This window comes from Frigidibacter sp. MR17.14, from assembly GCF_037095735.1.
GTDB lineage: Bacteria > Pseudomonadota > Alphaproteobacteria > Rhodobacterales > Rhodobacteraceae > Frigidibacter.
Genome location: NZ_JBAWKD010000005.1, coordinates 22,967 through 37,725, shown reverse-complemented (window position 1 = coordinate 37,725; position 14,759 = coordinate 22,967). Strand labels below are relative to the sequence as shown.

The window sequence follows — 14,759 nt, the reverse complement described above, 5'->3', positions numbered from 1 at the left end:
TTGCGTTAATCGGAATTATGAGACAGGTTCGGGTCATGACCCAGCCTGACTCGTTCCGTTATCTGAGCCTCGAGACGCTGCCCGGCGATGTGCTTGCGGTGACGCTCGACGATCCGTCGGGCCGGGCGAACCGCACCACCGACCTGTTCAAGGCCGAGCTCGGACGGCTGCTCGACCGGCTCGAGACCGGACCGCGGCCCGCCGGGGTGCTGTTCCGCTCTGCAAAGGCCAGCTTCGGGACCGGCGGCGACATCGGCGAGGTGATGGGCTACGCGGCCCGCGGCCCCGAGGCGAGCGCTGCGGATTCGCGGGCGCTGAAGATGCTCTTCCGCCGCATCGAGCGCCTCGACCTGCCGACGGCGGCGGTGATCGAGGGGACGGCGGCGGGTGGCGGCTGGGAACTGGCGCTGGCTTGCCGGCTCAGGATTTGTGCACCAGATCCCGCGATCCGCCTTGGCCTGCCGGAGGTGGGCTTCGGCCTTGTGCCGGGCGGCGGCGGGTTGCAGCGGCTGCCGCATCTGGTCGGCGGCACGCGGGCCGGGGAAATGATCGCCGGCGGTCGCCTGCTGTCGCCCGTGCAGATGCAGGCCGACGGCCTAATCGACGCGCTGGTCGCGGATCCCGCCGAACGCATCGCCACCGCCTGTGCGATGATGCGGGGCTGCGACCCGCGCCAGCCTTGGGATCGGCCCGGCCACCGTCCGCCGGATCTGCTCCGGGCCGCGCTGCCGGCGGACGCTAGGCCCGGCGCAGGCGCACCGCTTCTGGCGCTGGACGCCATCGCGCGGATCGTCACGCAGAGCTTCGACGCGGGCGCCGAGACCGAGAGCCTCGCCTTCGCCGAGGCCGCCTGCTCGGCCGAGGCGAGGGCGCTGGTCGGGCTGAATTTTCTGGATCGCAATGCCCTGCGCCGCCGGTCCGGGGCCGAGGCCGAGATCACGGCTTTGGCCGGCGCGCTTTGCGGACAGGACGACATGGCCGCGGCGGCGCTTCGGCTGATCGCGGCGGGGCGGGTGCCCTCTGCCGCGGTCCTGAATGCGGCCTCGGTCCGCGCCGGGGCGCCCGAGGTCGAGGGCGGCATCCTGCGTGCCCTCGCCGCCTGCGGCGCGATTTCTGCAGACCTTCACGCGGCGCTTCAGAACGCCGACATACCGACCCAAGCATCGACAGGGACCGACCGATGAAACGTCTACTCTCCACCGGCCTCAACGCCGGATCCGAAACCGTGGTCGAGGTGACCGGCGGGCAGGGCGCCTGGTTCGAGCTGTCGAACGGCCGCCGCGTGCTCGACGGGTCGAACTCGGCGGGCGTGCTGGGCCATGCCCATCCCGAGATGGTCGAGGCGGTGCGCGCCGCCGCCGGCCACCCGGCGGTGAGCGAGGGCTGGGCGTACCGCGACCGCGAACTGGCAGCCGAGGACCTGATCGACATCGCCTTCGAGGGCGAGACCTCATGGGTCGGCGCGGTGCGTTTCGGTCTGTCGGGCAGCGAGATCAACGACCTTGCCCTGTCGCTGGCGCAGGCGGTTACCGGCCGCGCGCCGATCGCCACGCGCGAGCGCGCCTATCACGGGCTGGTCGGCCTGTCGCGCGACGTGACGGTGCAGCCGCACTGGCATGGCGGGCTGTCGCGGATGACGGGTGGCGTCGCTCCGGCCGCACCCACGGTCGAGACGCGGGTGATCTCGGCGCCGACGGGCTCGCTCTGGGGCGAGCGGGTGCAGGACCTTGCGCCGATGTCGCCCGATGCGGTACGTGCGACGCTGGATGGCACCGCGGCGGTGATCGTCGACTACACGCAGGGCGGCATCTATCACGACGCCGCCTGGCAGGATGCCACCGCCGCCGCCGCACGCGACACCGGCAGCCTGTGGATCGCGGACGAGGTGGTGACAGGCGCCGGGCGCTCGGGCCGCTGGTTCGCCTTCCAAGGCGGGAAAAGCCGTCCCGACATCGTGACGATGGGCAAGTCGCTGGCCGGTGGCGCCTCGCCGATCGGCGCGGTGATCCTGTCACAGGAGATGGTCGAGCGGATGGGCGGTTCCGCCTGGCAGGCCTATTCGACCTTCCGGGGCCACCCGCTGGCGATGGCCGGGGTGCGCACCTACCTGAAGATCGTCAAGCGCGACGGGCTGCTGGACCGCGCCAACCAGCTGGCCGCGCTGATCGGGCCGCGGCTGGTCGAGATCGCGAAGAAGCACCCCTCGGTCTCGCGCGTGGACGGGCGCGGCATGCACTGGACGATCGAGCTGCACGGGCCGCACTGGCGCGACTGGCGCGCCGACACCGCCGCCACGCCGCTGGCCTCGCGCGTGTCGGGGCGGGCCTTCGACAATGGCGTCATCATCGGCACCTCGGGCGAGGAGACCTCGCTGTTCCTCGCACCGCCGCTGATCGTCTCGGATGCCGAGATGCACCAGATCCTCGACGCGCTCGACGACGCGCTCGATCTGGCAGACGCGGAATTCGCCCGGACCGCGGGCTGAGGAGACAGACCATGACCAGCTTCACCTGCCTGTCCGGCACTCCCGACGAGGCCGGCCTGCGCGCCACGCTGACCGACTATTTCGACGGGCTCTACCACGGCGAGATGGATCGCTTCGGGGCGGCCTTCCATCCGTTGGCCCGGCTCTGGACCGTGGCCGAGGGCACGGTCTCGGCGATCGATTACGCGCCCTACATGGAACGCTGCCGCGGCCGTGCGGCCCCGGCCGCCTCGGGTGCCGTGCAGCTGGCCGAGGTGCTGGAGCTGACGCAGAGCTCGGGCGACACTGCCCATGCCCGGGTGCGCGACGCTTTCCCGCCGCGGGTCTACATCAACGACCTGACCCTGGTGCGCAGCGAAGGGCGCTGGCAGATCGTCGCCAAGGTCTACCACGCCGAAACCTGACCGCCGCCGGGTGGCGTCCGATCGACGAGGGGGCGTGGATCGAAAGGTCCGCGCCCCGTCCTGTTGCAGAGGCGGCCACATCGAGACTATCAGGAATATGAATTCCCATCGTCAAAGATCGTATTGATGGCTATATTCCCGCAATCGCCGCGCTGGCCTAGCCTAGTCCCTGACACTTCAGAGGGACGATCATGGGCGCGCTTGACGGAATCCGGGTTCTCAGCTTCAACCACTTCCTGTCCGGCCCTGCCGCGGCGCAGCATCTGGGCGATCTTGGCGCCGATGTCATCACCGTCGAGCCGCTGACCGGCGCCTTCCAGCGCAATTGGGCCGTCGCGAACCGCTTCGTCGACGACATATCGGTCAACCACATCACCACCGGGCGCAACAAGCGTTCGATCGCGGTCGACCTGAAGTCGTCCGAGGGCATTGCCGCGGTCAAGCGGCTGATCGCCACCGCCGATGTGGTGATGGAGAACTTCCGCCCCGGCACGCTGGACAAGCTGGGCCTGTCCGAGGCCGAGATGCGCGCGGTCAACCCGCGGATCATCATCGCCGCGACCACCGGCTATGGCGCCGACGGCCCCTATGCCAAGCGCCCGGGGCAGGATGTGCTCTTGCAGGCAATGGCGGGGCTGGCCGCGCATACCGGCAGCATGGAGACGGGCCCGGTGGCCGTCGGCTCGGTCCCGATCGACCACCATGCGGCGGCGCTGACCGTGGCGGGGATCATCGCCGCGCTCTTCGAGCGCGAGCGCACCGGCGTGGCGCGCCGGGTCGAAGTGAACATGCTGCAGGCGGCGATGGACCTGCAGGGCGAATCGATCACCGCCTGGATGAACGGCGCCGACCGCACGGGCCCGCGCGGCCGCGACGGGATGGCGAACTGGTTCAGCCCGGCGCCCTACGGGATCTATGCCACCACCGACGGCCACGTCATGATCTCGATGTCGAAGCCGGTCGATCTGGCGCAGGCGCTGAACTTGCCTGAATTCGCCGCCTTCACCGAGAAGGACGGCTTCGACCGCCGCGGCGAGGTCAGCCGCAAGGTGCGCGAGGGGATGGCGGCGCTGTCGACTGAGGACGCCGTGGCGAAGCTGTCGGCTGTGGGCGTCTGGCACGAGGTCGTGCGCGACTATGACGGGCTGCGCGACAACCCGCAGGTCGCGCATCTGCAGGCCTTCACCGAACTCAACACCGAACAGGGCAGCCCGATGGTCATGCTGTCGCACCCGGTCCGCTACGACGGCGAGACCCCGGCGATCCGCCGCGCGCCGCCGGCGCTTGGCGCGCAGAGCCGCGAAGTGCTGGCCGAGGCGGGCTTTTCGGACGCCGAGATCGCGGCGTTGATCGCCTCGGGCGCGGTGGTCGAAACCAACAAGATGCGTGGCTGAGCGCTGACGCGCGCGCGCCTCGACAGGACAGGCAGGACGACGATGGATTTCACGATCTCCGACGAGATGAAGATGGTCACCGAGGCGGTGGGCCGCTTCGTGCGCGAAAAGGTGCAGCCGCTGGAGCAGGCGACCGAAGAGGCGGCGAAGATCCCGCCCGAGGCGCTTGCCAAGGTGCGCGGCGAGGCGCTGGACCTGGGCTTCTACGCCTTGAACATGAGCGAAGAGGTCGGCGGTGGCGGTCTGGGCGTGCTGGACATGTGCCTGGTCGAGGAACAGCTGGGCCAGACCTCTGACGCGCTGATCCGGCGGATCTTCGGGCAGGTCTATCCGATGCTCGAGGCGTTCAAGGGCCCGCTGCGGGACAAGTACCTGTACCCGACCGTGAAGGGCGAGAAGATCTGCGCGATGGCGATCACCGAGCCGGGTGCCGGCTCGGACGCGGCGGCGATCAAGACCAACGCGCGGCTCGAGGGCGACGAATGGGTGCTGAACGGCACCAAGCACTTCATCTCGGATGGCGACATCGCCGACTACGTCATCGTCATGGCGGTGACCGACACTGAAAAGCGCGCCCGTGGCGGTATCACGCTGCTGATCGTCGACAAGGAGATGCCGGGCTTCACCGTAGCGCGCAACCAGCCGATGATGGGCCACCGCGGCTATGGCCATGCCGAGCTGAATTTCGACGACGTGCGCATTCCGAAGGATCAGATCCTTGGCGAGGTCGGCGAGGGCTTCAAGGTGATGATGGCCAATGTCGGCGGCATCCGTCTGGGCCATATCGGCGCGCGCGCCGTGGGGATGGCGTCCCGCGTGGTCGAGCTGATGCGCCAGCACGCCGCGACCCGCCAGCAGTTCGGCCAGCCGATCGGCGATTTCCAGATGGTCCAGCAGATGATCGCCGACAGCGCCATGGAGATCTTCGCGACCCGGATGATGGTGCTGAACACCGCCTGGGAGATCGATCAGGGCATGGACCCGCGCGACAAGGTCTCGATGGTCAAGGTGCAGGCGTCCGAGATGCTCGGCCGCGTCGCCGACCGCGGCATCCAAGTCTTCGGGGGCTATGGCTTCACCAAGGAACTGCCGCTGGAACGCATCTACCGCGATGCGCGGGTGACGCGGATCTATGACGGCACCTCGGAAGTCCACCGCATGTTGATCGCCCGCTCGGTGATCAAGCGCGGCCTGCATCTCTGACCCTTTCGGAGCCCCTCCCATGACCAGCTTCCGTCCCGAAACCGGGCAATCCGTCACCTTCCGCAAGACGATGAGCGTTGCCGAACAGGGCTTCTTCACCGGCATCTCGGGCAATCTCGGCGGGCTTTACGTCGACCGCACCAAGGCGCAGGCCGAGGGGCTGGCCGACATGGCGGTGTTCGAGCTTGCCGCCGGCGCGCTCTTCACCACCGCGCTCGCGCGTCTGGCCGGGCCTGGCTGGCGGATCGAGGCGATCAGCTTCCGCTTCAAGCGCGCCATCGTGCTGGGCGAGACCCTCGCCGCCACAGCGACCATCGCCCACACCAATGGCACGCTGACCTGCCTGTTGTCGGGCACGATCGCGGACAGCGAGGTGATCGAGGGCGAGGCGCGCCTCGCTCCTGTGGTGGCAGACCATGTATGACATCCGCGCCATCGACGAACTGAACGTCGGCGACCGGGTTTCCGTCTCGAAGACGGTGACCGAGGCCGACGGCGCGATGTACATCGCCGCGACCGGCGATTTTGGCCCGGTCCATGTCGATGAGGACTATGCCTCGGGCACCCGCTTCGGCGAGCGGCTGGCGCCCGGGATCCTCGTCGCGGGCATCTGCACCTCGGTCCTGACGGCGGAGCTGGTGGGCACGCTGGGCGTGTCGATCCGCGACAGCTTCTGGTTCACGGGTGCTGTGCGCTACGGCGACACGATCACCTTCGACATCTGGATCTCGTCCAAGGACGAAGAGAACCGGACCGTCGACTGGCAGGCCTCGGCCAAGAACGAAGAGGGCGTCGAGGTGCTGAAAGCCGACGCCACGCTGAAATTCCCCCGCAAGAAAGTGACGACATGACCCTGACCGGCAAGGACCTGCGCGGCGTGACCGTGGCCACCGTGCTGCCCTTCGACGAGGCGGGCGCGATCGACTGGGACGGCTACGCGGCGGTGCTCGATCACTGCGCCAAGCCCGAGACCACCGACTGCGTCTTCGTCAACGGCCATGCCGGCGAAGGCACGGCGCTGTCGGATGCCGAGCGGATCGAGGTGATCCGCCGCACCCGCGACCAGATCGGCGCGGGTCGCCCGCTGCTGGCCGGCATCATCCCGACCGGCATCCCGGACGCGCTGCGCCAGGCCGACATCGCCCGCGAGGCAGGCGCCGATGTCGCGGTGATCTTCCCGGCCGAGGCGCTGGGGGGCGGCAATGCCTCGACCAAGGCCGCGGTGCGGATGTTCGAGCTGCTGGCGCGCGAGGTGCAGATGCCGCTGTCGCACTTCCAGTTCCCGATCGCTTCGGGCTTCGGCCTGTCGACCGAGGTCATCGCCGAGGTCGCGCAGATCCCGGAAGTGATCGCGATCAAGGAAGGCTCGGCGACGCTGCTGGCCTATGACGAGAACCGCCGCGCGGTTAAGGCCGCAGCGCCCGACACCGCGATCCTGCCGTCGAACTTCCACTGGTTCTTCGCGCAGGTGGCGCTTGGCGGCGACGGCATCCTGTCGGGCCTCGCGAGCCTCGTGCCCGGTCTGCTGGCGGACCTGTGGAAGGCGTCCGAAGCGATGGATCTGGCGGCGATGCGGGCGGCGAACGACCGGCTTTACCCGGTGGTGCGCGCGATCTACGGGCCCGCGCCGGTGATCGACATGCACACGCGGATGAAGGATGGCCTTGTCGCGATGGGCGTGATCAGGAACGCGACCCCGCGCCTGCCGCTGCTGCCGCAGAGCCTGGCGATCCGCGACGGCGTCGTCTCGGCGCTGCGCGCCGCGCAGGTGCTGTGATGACGGGCGCGGGCGGGCTTTACGCCGCGACGATCTGCCCGATGACGCCCGAGGGCGCGCTGGACCGCGCAAGCCTCGAGCGGCATTTCGAAGCCGTCCTGTCCGATCCCGGGCAGGCGGGGCTGCTGCTGAACGGTCATGCGGGGGAGGGTATCCACCTCAGCCGCGCCGAGCAGGCCGAGGTCGTCACCATCGCCCGCGCCGTCGCCGGCCCGCGCCGGATCCTTGCGGCGGTGTCGAACGAAAGCACTGCCGTCGCTGTGGCCGATGCCCGGGCGGCGCTTGAGGCCGGGGCGGATGCGATCATGGTCTTCGCGCCCTTCTCCTGGGCGCTGGGGGCCGACCCGCGCGCCATCGTCACCCATCACCGGATGATCGCCGAGGAAACCGGTGCGCCGATCTACCTGTTCCAGGGCTCAGTCGGGGCGGGGCGCACCGCCTATACCCCCGACGTCCTCCGCCGGTTGCTGGAGATCGAGGCGGTCGCGGGGATCAAGGAAGGCAGCTGGGAGACCAAGGCCTACGAGACCACGCGCCGCATCACCCGCGCCGAGCGGCCCGACGTGGCGGTGATGGCCTCGGGCGACGAACATCTGTTCCCCTGCTTCGTCATTGGCTCTGACGGTTCTGCCGTCAGCCTGGCGGCGGTGATCCCCGAGCTGATCACCGCGCTGGACACCCATGTGCGCGGCGGCCGCTTCGAGCAGGCTCGCGCGATCCACGAGGCGCTTTTCGACTATGCGCGCCTTGTCTATGGCGCGCCGGGGCATCTGGCGGCGGCACGGCTGAAGGTCTGCCTGGCAGAGCTTGGCCGCATCGCCTCGCCCGCCTGCCGCGCGCCCACCCCCGCGATCGAGCGCGCGGAAATCGACCAACTGATGGCGGCGCTGCGCCCCTGCCTGGACCTGATCCCATGACCCAGACCCATATCGTCTTCGTCGACATCGACCCCGAACACGAGGCCGCCTTCGACGACTGGTACGTCACCACCCATATCCCCGACATCCTGGCCTGCCCGGGCTGGCTGGATGCGCGGCGCGAAAAGTGCATCGAAGGCGGGCCGCGCCATGTCGCGATCTACACGATCACCGGGCCAGAGGCCTATGACACGCCGGAATTCCACGCTATCAAGGGCTTCGGCCCGTTCAGCGACAAGGTGCGCAACTTCACCCGCATCCGGCTGACGCAAAGCCAGGGCTAGGACCGGCCCCATGCGGTCCGTTGGAGGACCGGTCGGGACCATGCTCAACCTCAGACAGCTCGAGATCCTGCGCGCGGTGGTCGAATACCGGACCACCGTCGGCGCGGCCGAGCATCTGGGGATGTCGCAGCCCTCGATCTCGAACACCATCCGTCACATCGAGTCGGTGCTGGGCTTTCCGCTGTTCGAGCGCGTCTCGAACCGGCTGCAGCCGACCGAAGAGGCGATGATCTTGCTGCAGGAATCCGAGCCGCTGTTCATGCTGCGCGATGCGGTGAACCAGCGGGCCGTGGACCTGCGGATGGGGCGGATCGGGCATGTCCGCGTGGCGTCCACCGCCGAGGTGAGCGAGGGCGTGCTGCCCCGCGTGATCGCCGATTACGCGACCGAGCATCCGCGGATCCGGATCTCGCTGGAAACGCACATGCTGGCCCCGGTGCTGCAGATGGTCGAGAACGGCGTTGCCGACGTGGCCTTCGTGCTGTCGCCGCTGGAGCGCCCGGCGCTGCAGTATGACGCGATCGAGGTGCTGCAGGCGGTGGTGCTGTGCGACGAGAAGGACCCGCTGGCGCGGCTGGATGTCGTCACACCGCGCGATCTGGCCGAGCGCCCGATGGTCGGCCCGCAGGTCGCGAACCGGATCGGGCTGATGTTCGCCGACAGTTTCCGCGCCTCTGGGCTCGAATACCAGCCGGTGATCGAGACGCGGTTCATGAACGCCGCGGCGCGGATCGTGCGCGACGGCTGGGGCGTGGCGCTTGTCGACGAGCTGTCGGCCTTCACCGCGATGCGCCCCGGCCTGGTGGTGCGGCCCTATGGCGCGAACCTCAGCTTCGAGCTGGCGGCGGCGACGCCGCGGGCCAAGACCACCTCGCGCCAGACGAAGCGCTTCATCGAGCTGTTCCGCCAGCGGGCCGCGCTGCGCATCGCCGAGGTGCGCGCCGCGACCCAGCGCAGCGCTCAGGACTGAAGCGCGGCGATCGCGGCGGCGCCGCCCTGCACGATCAGGTTGGTCTCGTTCGTCACCACCAGCGCCGTCGCGCCAAGCGCCAGTGCGTGGCTTTCGACCAGCGCCGGCGGCAGGCCCATCGCGCCGAAGCCCTTGCCCGCGGCCCGCGCCGCCGCCGCGATCCGCGCGAAGGCGGCCCGCACCTGCGGATGGTCGAGCTGTCCGCGCAGGCCGAGCCCGTCGGCGAGGTCGTTCGAGCCGATGATCAGCATGTCGATGCCCTCGACCGCCGCGATCTCTTCGCAGGCGGCAAGCCCGGCGGCGCTTTCGATCATCGCGATCACCTGCGTGTTCCTTTCGGCGCCGGGGCAAAGCTGCGCTGCCGGAACCACGCGGTAGTCGAGCGCGGGCAGCGGACCCGGCAGCGCACGGGCGCCGCGCGGCGCGAAGCGGCAGATCCGGGCGATGTGGCGCGCCTCTTCCACCGTGTCGACATGCGGCACCACCACCCCGGTCGCGCCGCAGTCGAGCACGCGCGCGATGTCGCCCGAGGTCGGGCCGGTGACGCGGCCCCAGACCGCCATCCCGGCGGCGAGGCCGGCGGCGGCGGCCTGCCCAAGGTCGGAGATCCCCAGCGGGCCATGTTCCATGTCGATCACCACGAAGTCGAATCCCGCCCCGCGCGCCAGCAGAACCGCCTCTGACCGGCCCAGAAGGCAGAAGGCGAGACCCAGCGCCGGCTGCCCGGATTTCGCGCTGTGCCCAGATTTTGATGTTTCCGTCATATTGCCGCTCATTTCATCATCGCCCGGTTTTGGGCCTGATCAGATCATATCGCGCGATCGCCCAAGAATATTCGATCGAAGTGCGCATCGAATAGTTCGTATCAGTTTTCTTATAGTCATGCGCCTTCATCGACGCCTCGCAGTCGATAACCTGACCTCAGACAGGCGATGCGTCAGGGATCAACCCCCGCGCATCTCTCCGATCCGAAGGAGGCGTGCCCATGCTCGGGCGGACCATGACAGGCGGTGCCGGCACCGCGACCAGATCCCCGATCCTGAAGGCCTTCTGCCTGGGCCTGACGGCGCTGCGCCGGCTGGTCGACGCCGTCGCGCTGCTGCTTCTGGCCTATATGGCCTGCGCTATCCTTGCGCAGATCGTGGGGCGGTACTTCTTCAACTACTCGATCGCCTGGAGCGAGGAGACCGCGACCTTCGCGCAGATCTGGCTGACGCTGCTGGGGGCCGGGATCGCGATGCGCCACAACCAGCATGTCGGCGTCGACGTGCTGGTCCGCAAGCTGCCGCGCCCGGTGCAGCAGGCCTGCGGCTTCGCGGGACTGGCGCTGGGGGCCTGGTTCCTGGCCACGGTCGTGGTGGGGTCGCTGTCGATGCTGGCGATCGGCTTCATGATCAAATCGCCCGCGCTCAGGATGCCGATGGCGGTGCCCTACATGGCGCTGCCGGTGGGCTTTGGCTACTTCCTGCTCGAGTTCGTGATCGCCACGATCCCGCGCGCCCTGCGGCCCGAAACCATCGGCGCCACCCCTGACGAGACGGAGAGCGCGGCATGATCTGGGCGGCTGGCGGTTTCCTTGTCCTTCTGATCTCCGGCACGCCCATCGTCCTGGCACTTGGCATCGCCGCGCTACTGGCGATCGAGCTGACCACGACCGCGCCGATCTCGATCGTGGCGCAGCGGGTCTATGGCGGCATCAGCTCGTTCACCCTGATGGCGATCCCGTTCTTCGTCGTCTCTGGCCTGCTGATGGAGGCGGGCGGCATCGCCCGGCGCTTTGTCACCCTGGCCGGTGCGCTCGTGGGCTGGATCACCGGTTCGCTCTATCTGGTGGCGATCGTCACCGGCACCGGGCTTGCGGCGATTTCGGGCTCGGGCTCGGCAGACACGGCCGCGATCAGCGCAGTGATGACGCCCGAGATGCGCAAGCGGCGCTATGACATCGACCTTGCGGCCGCGGTGATTGCGGCCTCGGGGTCGCTCGCCTCGATCATCCCGCCCTCGATCGTGATGATCGTCATCGCCGTCACCGCCAACCAGTCGATCGGTGCCATGTTCCTGGGCGGGATCGTGCCGGGCCTGATGGTGGCGGGCTCGATGATGCTGGGCTGCTGGCTTTACGCCCGCCGCGGGGGCGAGGCCTATCGCGACACCGAGGCCTTCACCGGGGCGCGGCTCTGGCGCGGCTTCGTCGATGCGGGGCCGGGGCTGCTGGTGCCGGTGGTGATCATCGGCGGCATCGTCGGCGGCATCTTCACCGCGACCGAGGCCGCCTGTGTCGCGCTGTTCGTGACGCTGATCGTGACGCTGTTCGTCTACCGCGAGATCACGGTGGCAGACCTGCCGCGGATCTTCCTGAAGGCGATCAGCCTGTCGGCGACGGTGCTGATCATCATCTCGACCGCCTCGGTCTTCACCTGGATCATCGCGACACAGGGCTTCCCGGCGATGCTGAAGGACTGGCTGACCGGGATCACCGACAACCCGATCCTGTTCCTGCTGATCGTGAACCTGCTGCTGCTGGTCGTGGGCATGTTCATGGAGAGCATCTCGGCGATCCTGATCCTGCTGCCGATCCTGCTGCCGATGGCGCAGAGCTACGGCATCAACCCGGTGCAGTTCGGCATCATCGTCGCGCTGAACCTGTCGATCGGGCTGATCACCCCGCCCTACGGCATCTGCCTTTACGTCGCCTCGTCGGTCGCCGGCCGGCGGATCGAGCAGGTGTCGCGCAAGATCTGGCTGCCGCTCGGCTGCATGCTGATCGTGCTGTTGCTGGTCACTTATGTTCCCGCGATCTCGCTCTGGCTGCCTTCGGTCCTGCTCTGAGCCTGACCCCTTCACCCCCGTCAACGACGCATCAGAAAGTCAAAGACATGTCCAACAGAACCCTGCTTCTCGCCTCGGCCCTGGCCTCGGTCCTGGCACTTCCGGCCTTCGCGGCCGACTATACCTTTAAGGTCGCCCACACCAACGCGGCGGGCGAAGTGCAGGACAAGGGCCTGCAGAAGATGAAGGAACTGCTCGAAGCCAAGACCAACGGTGCGGCGACGCTGGAAATCTATGCCGGCGGCCAGCTGGGCGACGAGCAGCAGACCGTCGAGGGCGTGATGCTGGGCTCGCTCGACATGGGCATGACCTCGAACGCGATGCTGTCGAACTATGTCGAGGCCTACAAGGTCTTCGACCTGCCGTTCCTGTTCCCCTCGGTCACCGGGCTCGGCGACAAGATCGACGCGAACTGGGACCTGATGGAAGGCGCCGCCAATGACGCGGGCTTCGAGCTGGTCACCGTCTTCTCGTCGGGCCTGCGTCACCTGATGACCACCAAGCCCGTCGCGAAGATCGAGGATCTGAAGGGCATGAAGATCCGCACCATGCAGAACCCGGTGCATGTCGAGGCCTTCCGCGCCTATGGCGCCAACCCGACGCCGATGTCCTATTCCGAGCTGTACGGCGCGCTGCAGTCGGGCGTGGTCGACGGGGCCGAGGGCGCCGCGACCGGCTACGAGGGCATGAAGTTCTGGGAAGTCGCCCCCGACTTCGCGCCGGTGGGCTGGCTGAACATGACCGCCCCGGTGACGATGAAGAAGGACAGCTTCGACGCGCTGCCGGAAAACATCCGGACCGCGCTGCTGGAAGCCGGCTCGGAAGCGGCCAAGTGGCAGCGCCAGTATGTCGTCGATCAGGAGACCCCGCTGATCGAGGGCTTCAAGAAGCATGGCGTGACCATCACCCAGCCCGATCCGGCCCCGTTCATCGAGGCGTCGAAACCCCTGTATGACAGCGCGCTGACCACCGACAGCCAGAAGGCGCTGTTCAAAGCCCTGACCGCCAACTGAGCGGTCCCTCTCCCCGCGGCGGCGCCCTCTCCCGCCGCCGCGGGCTTTTCCCTGACCGACACCGGGACGCCAAAATGCTCGACCTCGCGATCCGCAACGCCGACATCGTCACCGCCGCCGACCGCTATCGCGCCGAGATCGGCATCCGCGACGGGCGCATCGTGACGATTTCCGAGGATGTGGGCCCGGCCCGCGAAGAGATCGACGCGGCGGGGCTGCTGGTCCTGCCCGGCGGGATCGACGCGCATGTGCACCTGGCGCAGCCGCAGGGCGGCGGCGTGGTGATGGCGGACGGGTTCGAAAGCGGCACCCGCTCGGCCGCGGCGGGCGGCACGACGACGGTGATGCCCTTCGCGCTGCAGCAGAAGGGCCAGTCGCTGCGCGAGGTGGTCGAGGCCTATCACGCCGAGGCCGACGGCAAATGCCATGTCGACATCTCGTTCCACCTGATCATCACCGACCCGACACCGGCGGTTCTGGGGCAGGAACTGCCGGCGCTGGTAAAGGCGGGCTACACCTCGTTCAAGGTCTTCATGACCTATGACGACATGGTGCTGAACGACGCCGAATTGCTCGAGGTCTTCGATGTCGCGCGGCGCGAGCGCGCGATGGTCATGGTCCATGCCGAGGGCTATGACGCGATCAAGTTCATGGCGAAGCGGCTGGAAGAGGCGGGCAAGACCGCGCCCTACTACCATGCCGAAAGCCGCCCGCAATCGGTCGAGCGCGAGGCCACGCATCGCGCGATCAGCCATGCCGAGTTGACCGATGTGCCGATCACCATCGTCCATGTCTCTGGCCGCGACCCGATGGAGCAGATCCAGTGGGCTAAGAGGCGCGGCCTGAACGTCCATGCCGAGACCTGCCCGCAGTACATCGCGCTGACCGCCGATGACCTGAAGGGCCTGAACATGGACTTCGAGGGCGCGAAATACGTCTGCTCGCCGCCGCCCCGCGATACCGACAGCCAGAAGGCGATCTGGGAAGGGCTGCGCGACGGCACCTTCGACATCTTCTCGTCCGACCACTGCCCGTTCCGCTTCGACGATCCGGCGGGCAAGGACGTGGCGGGCGCGCGGACCTCGTTCCGCTGGGTGCCGAACGGCATTCCGGGGATCGAGACGCGGCTGCCGATCCTGTTCTCGGAAGGGGTGTCGAAGGGGCGGATCAGCCTCGAACGCTTCGTGGCACTGACTGCCACGAACCCGGCGCGGCTCTTCGGGCTGGCGCCGCGCAAGGGATCGATCACCGTCGGCGCGGATGCGGACCTGACGCTGTGGGACCCGGCGCGCAAGGTGACGATCACCCACGAGATCCTGCACGATGCCTGCGACTATACCCCCTACGAGGGGATGGAAGTGACGGGCTGGCCGGTGCGCACCCTCCTGCGCGGGCGGACCATCGCCGCCGAGGGCGCGATCACCGGCACGCCGGGGCAGGGCGTCTATCTCGAGCGCGGGACTAGCCGGGCCTTCGGCTGATC

General features: G+C 68.5%; 16 protein-coding genes. 15 read left to right on the top strand and 1 reads right to left on the bottom strand.

Annotated elements, in window-relative coordinates; translation table 11 throughout:
• Positions 1 to 35: 35 nt before the first annotated feature.
• The 11 genes from V8J36_RS14360 (at position 36) to V8J36_RS14310 (ending at position 9,434) form a co-directional block, all read left to right on the top strand.
• The gene (locus V8J36_RS14360; RefSeq protein WP_336467997.1) at positions 36 to 1,184 is read left to right on the top strand and encodes an enoyl-CoA hydratase-related protein; all 1,149 of its coding nucleotides are present in this window, start codon (positions 36 to 38) and stop codon (positions 1,182 to 1,184) included.
• The gene (locus V8J36_RS14355; RefSeq protein ID WP_336467996.1) at positions 1,181 to 2,485 is read left to right on the top strand and encodes an aminotransferase class III-fold pyridoxal phosphate-dependent enzyme; all 1,305 of its coding nucleotides are present in this window, start codon (positions 1,181 to 1,183) and stop codon (positions 2,483 to 2,485) included. Before V8J36_RS14360 ends, V8J36_RS14355 begins: the two co-directional genes overlap by 4 nt.
• A gap of 11 nt (positions 2,486 to 2,496) precedes the next feature.
• Positions 2,497 to 2,889, top strand: a complete 393-nt coding sequence (locus V8J36_RS14350; protein ID WP_336467995.1) for a nuclear transport factor 2 family protein — start codon at positions 2,497 to 2,499, stop codon at positions 2,887 to 2,889.
• Positions 2,890 to 3,080: 191 nt separating this feature from the next.
• Positions 3,081 to 4,283 (top strand): CaiB/BaiF CoA transferase family protein, encoded by a 1,203-nt coding sequence (locus V8J36_RS14345; protein ID WP_336467994.1) that lies wholly within the window; start codon positions 3,081 to 3,083, stop codon positions 4,281 to 4,283.
• Between the two features lie 42 nt (positions 4,284 to 4,325).
• Positions 4,326 to 5,486 (top strand): acyl-CoA dehydrogenase family protein, encoded by a 1,161-nt coding sequence (locus tag V8J36_RS14340; RefSeq protein ID WP_336467993.1) that lies wholly within the window; start codon positions 4,326 to 4,328, stop codon positions 5,484 to 5,486.
• Between the two features lie 19 nt (positions 5,487 to 5,505).
• The gene (locus V8J36_RS14335; RefSeq protein WP_336467992.1) at positions 5,506 to 5,910 is read left to right on the top strand and encodes a hypothetical protein; all 405 of its coding nucleotides are present in this window, start codon (positions 5,506 to 5,508) and stop codon (positions 5,908 to 5,910) included.
• Complete coding sequence (locus V8J36_RS14330; RefSeq protein ID WP_336467991.1) at positions 5,903 to 6,337, top strand: MaoC family dehydratase; 435 nt, start codon at positions 5,903 to 5,905, stop codon at positions 6,335 to 6,337. The genes V8J36_RS14335 and V8J36_RS14330 overlap by 8 nt, the downstream gene beginning before the upstream one ends.
• A complete protein-coding gene (locus V8J36_RS14325; protein WP_336467990.1) occupies positions 6,334 to 7,263 on the top strand; it encodes a dihydrodipicolinate synthase family protein in 930 nt (309 codons plus the stop codon). Before V8J36_RS14330 ends, V8J36_RS14325 begins: the two co-directional genes overlap by 4 nt.
• Positions 7,263 to 8,180: a dihydrodipicolinate synthase family protein gene (locus V8J36_RS14320; RefSeq protein ID WP_336467989.1), complete on the top strand. Its 918-nt coding sequence runs from the start codon at positions 7,263 to 7,265 to the stop codon at positions 8,178 to 8,180. Before V8J36_RS14325 ends, V8J36_RS14320 begins: the two co-directional genes overlap by 1 nt.
• On the top strand, positions 8,177 to 8,464 hold the full coding sequence (locus V8J36_RS14315) for a hypothetical protein (RefSeq protein WP_336467988.1): 288 nt from the start codon (positions 8,177 to 8,179) through the stop codon (positions 8,462 to 8,464). The genes V8J36_RS14320 and V8J36_RS14315 overlap by 4 nt, the downstream gene beginning before the upstream one ends.
• A 40-nt stretch (positions 8,465 to 8,504) precedes the next feature.
• Positions 8,505 to 9,434, top strand: coding sequence for a LysR family transcriptional regulator (locus V8J36_RS14310; RefSeq protein ID WP_336467987.1), 930 nt, complete (start codon positions 8,505 to 8,507; stop codon positions 9,432 to 9,434).
• On the opposite strand, the gene V8J36_RS14305 is transcribed toward V8J36_RS14310, so the two are convergent.
• Positions 9,425 to 10,198 (bottom strand): HpcH/HpaI aldolase family protein, encoded by a 774-nt coding sequence (locus V8J36_RS14305; RefSeq protein ID WP_336467986.1) that lies wholly within the window; start codon positions 10,196 to 10,198, stop codon positions 9,425 to 9,427. The two genes, V8J36_RS14310 and V8J36_RS14305, sit on opposite strands and share 10 nt — an antisense overlap.
• A 221-nt stretch (positions 10,199 to 10,419) precedes the next feature.
• On the opposite strand from V8J36_RS14305, the gene V8J36_RS14300 reads away from it, so the two are divergent.
• The 4 genes from V8J36_RS14300 (at position 10,420) to hydA (ending at position 14,757) form a co-directional block, all read left to right on the top strand.
• Positions 10,420 to 10,989 (top strand): TRAP transporter small permease, encoded by a 570-nt coding sequence (locus tag V8J36_RS14300; RefSeq protein WP_336467985.1) that lies wholly within the window; start codon positions 10,420 to 10,422, stop codon positions 10,987 to 10,989.
• On the top strand, positions 10,986 to 12,263 hold the full coding sequence (locus V8J36_RS14295; RefSeq protein ID WP_336467984.1) for a TRAP transporter large permease: 1,278 nt from the start codon (positions 10,986 to 10,988) through the stop codon (positions 12,261 to 12,263). Before V8J36_RS14300 ends, V8J36_RS14295 begins: the two co-directional genes overlap by 4 nt.
• Positions 12,264 to 12,310: 47 nt before the next feature.
• Complete coding sequence (locus V8J36_RS14290) at positions 12,311 to 13,276, top strand: TRAP transporter substrate-binding protein (protein WP_336467983.1); 966 nt, start codon at positions 12,311 to 12,313, stop codon at positions 13,274 to 13,276.
• A 74-nt stretch (positions 13,277 to 13,350) separates the two neighbouring features.
• The gene (gene hydA / locus V8J36_RS14285; protein ID WP_336467982.1) at positions 13,351 to 14,757 is read left to right on the top strand and encodes a dihydropyrimidinase; all 1,407 of its coding nucleotides are present in this window, start codon (positions 13,351 to 13,353) and stop codon (positions 14,755 to 14,757) included.
• Positions 14,758 to 14,759 lie beyond the last annotated feature (2 nt).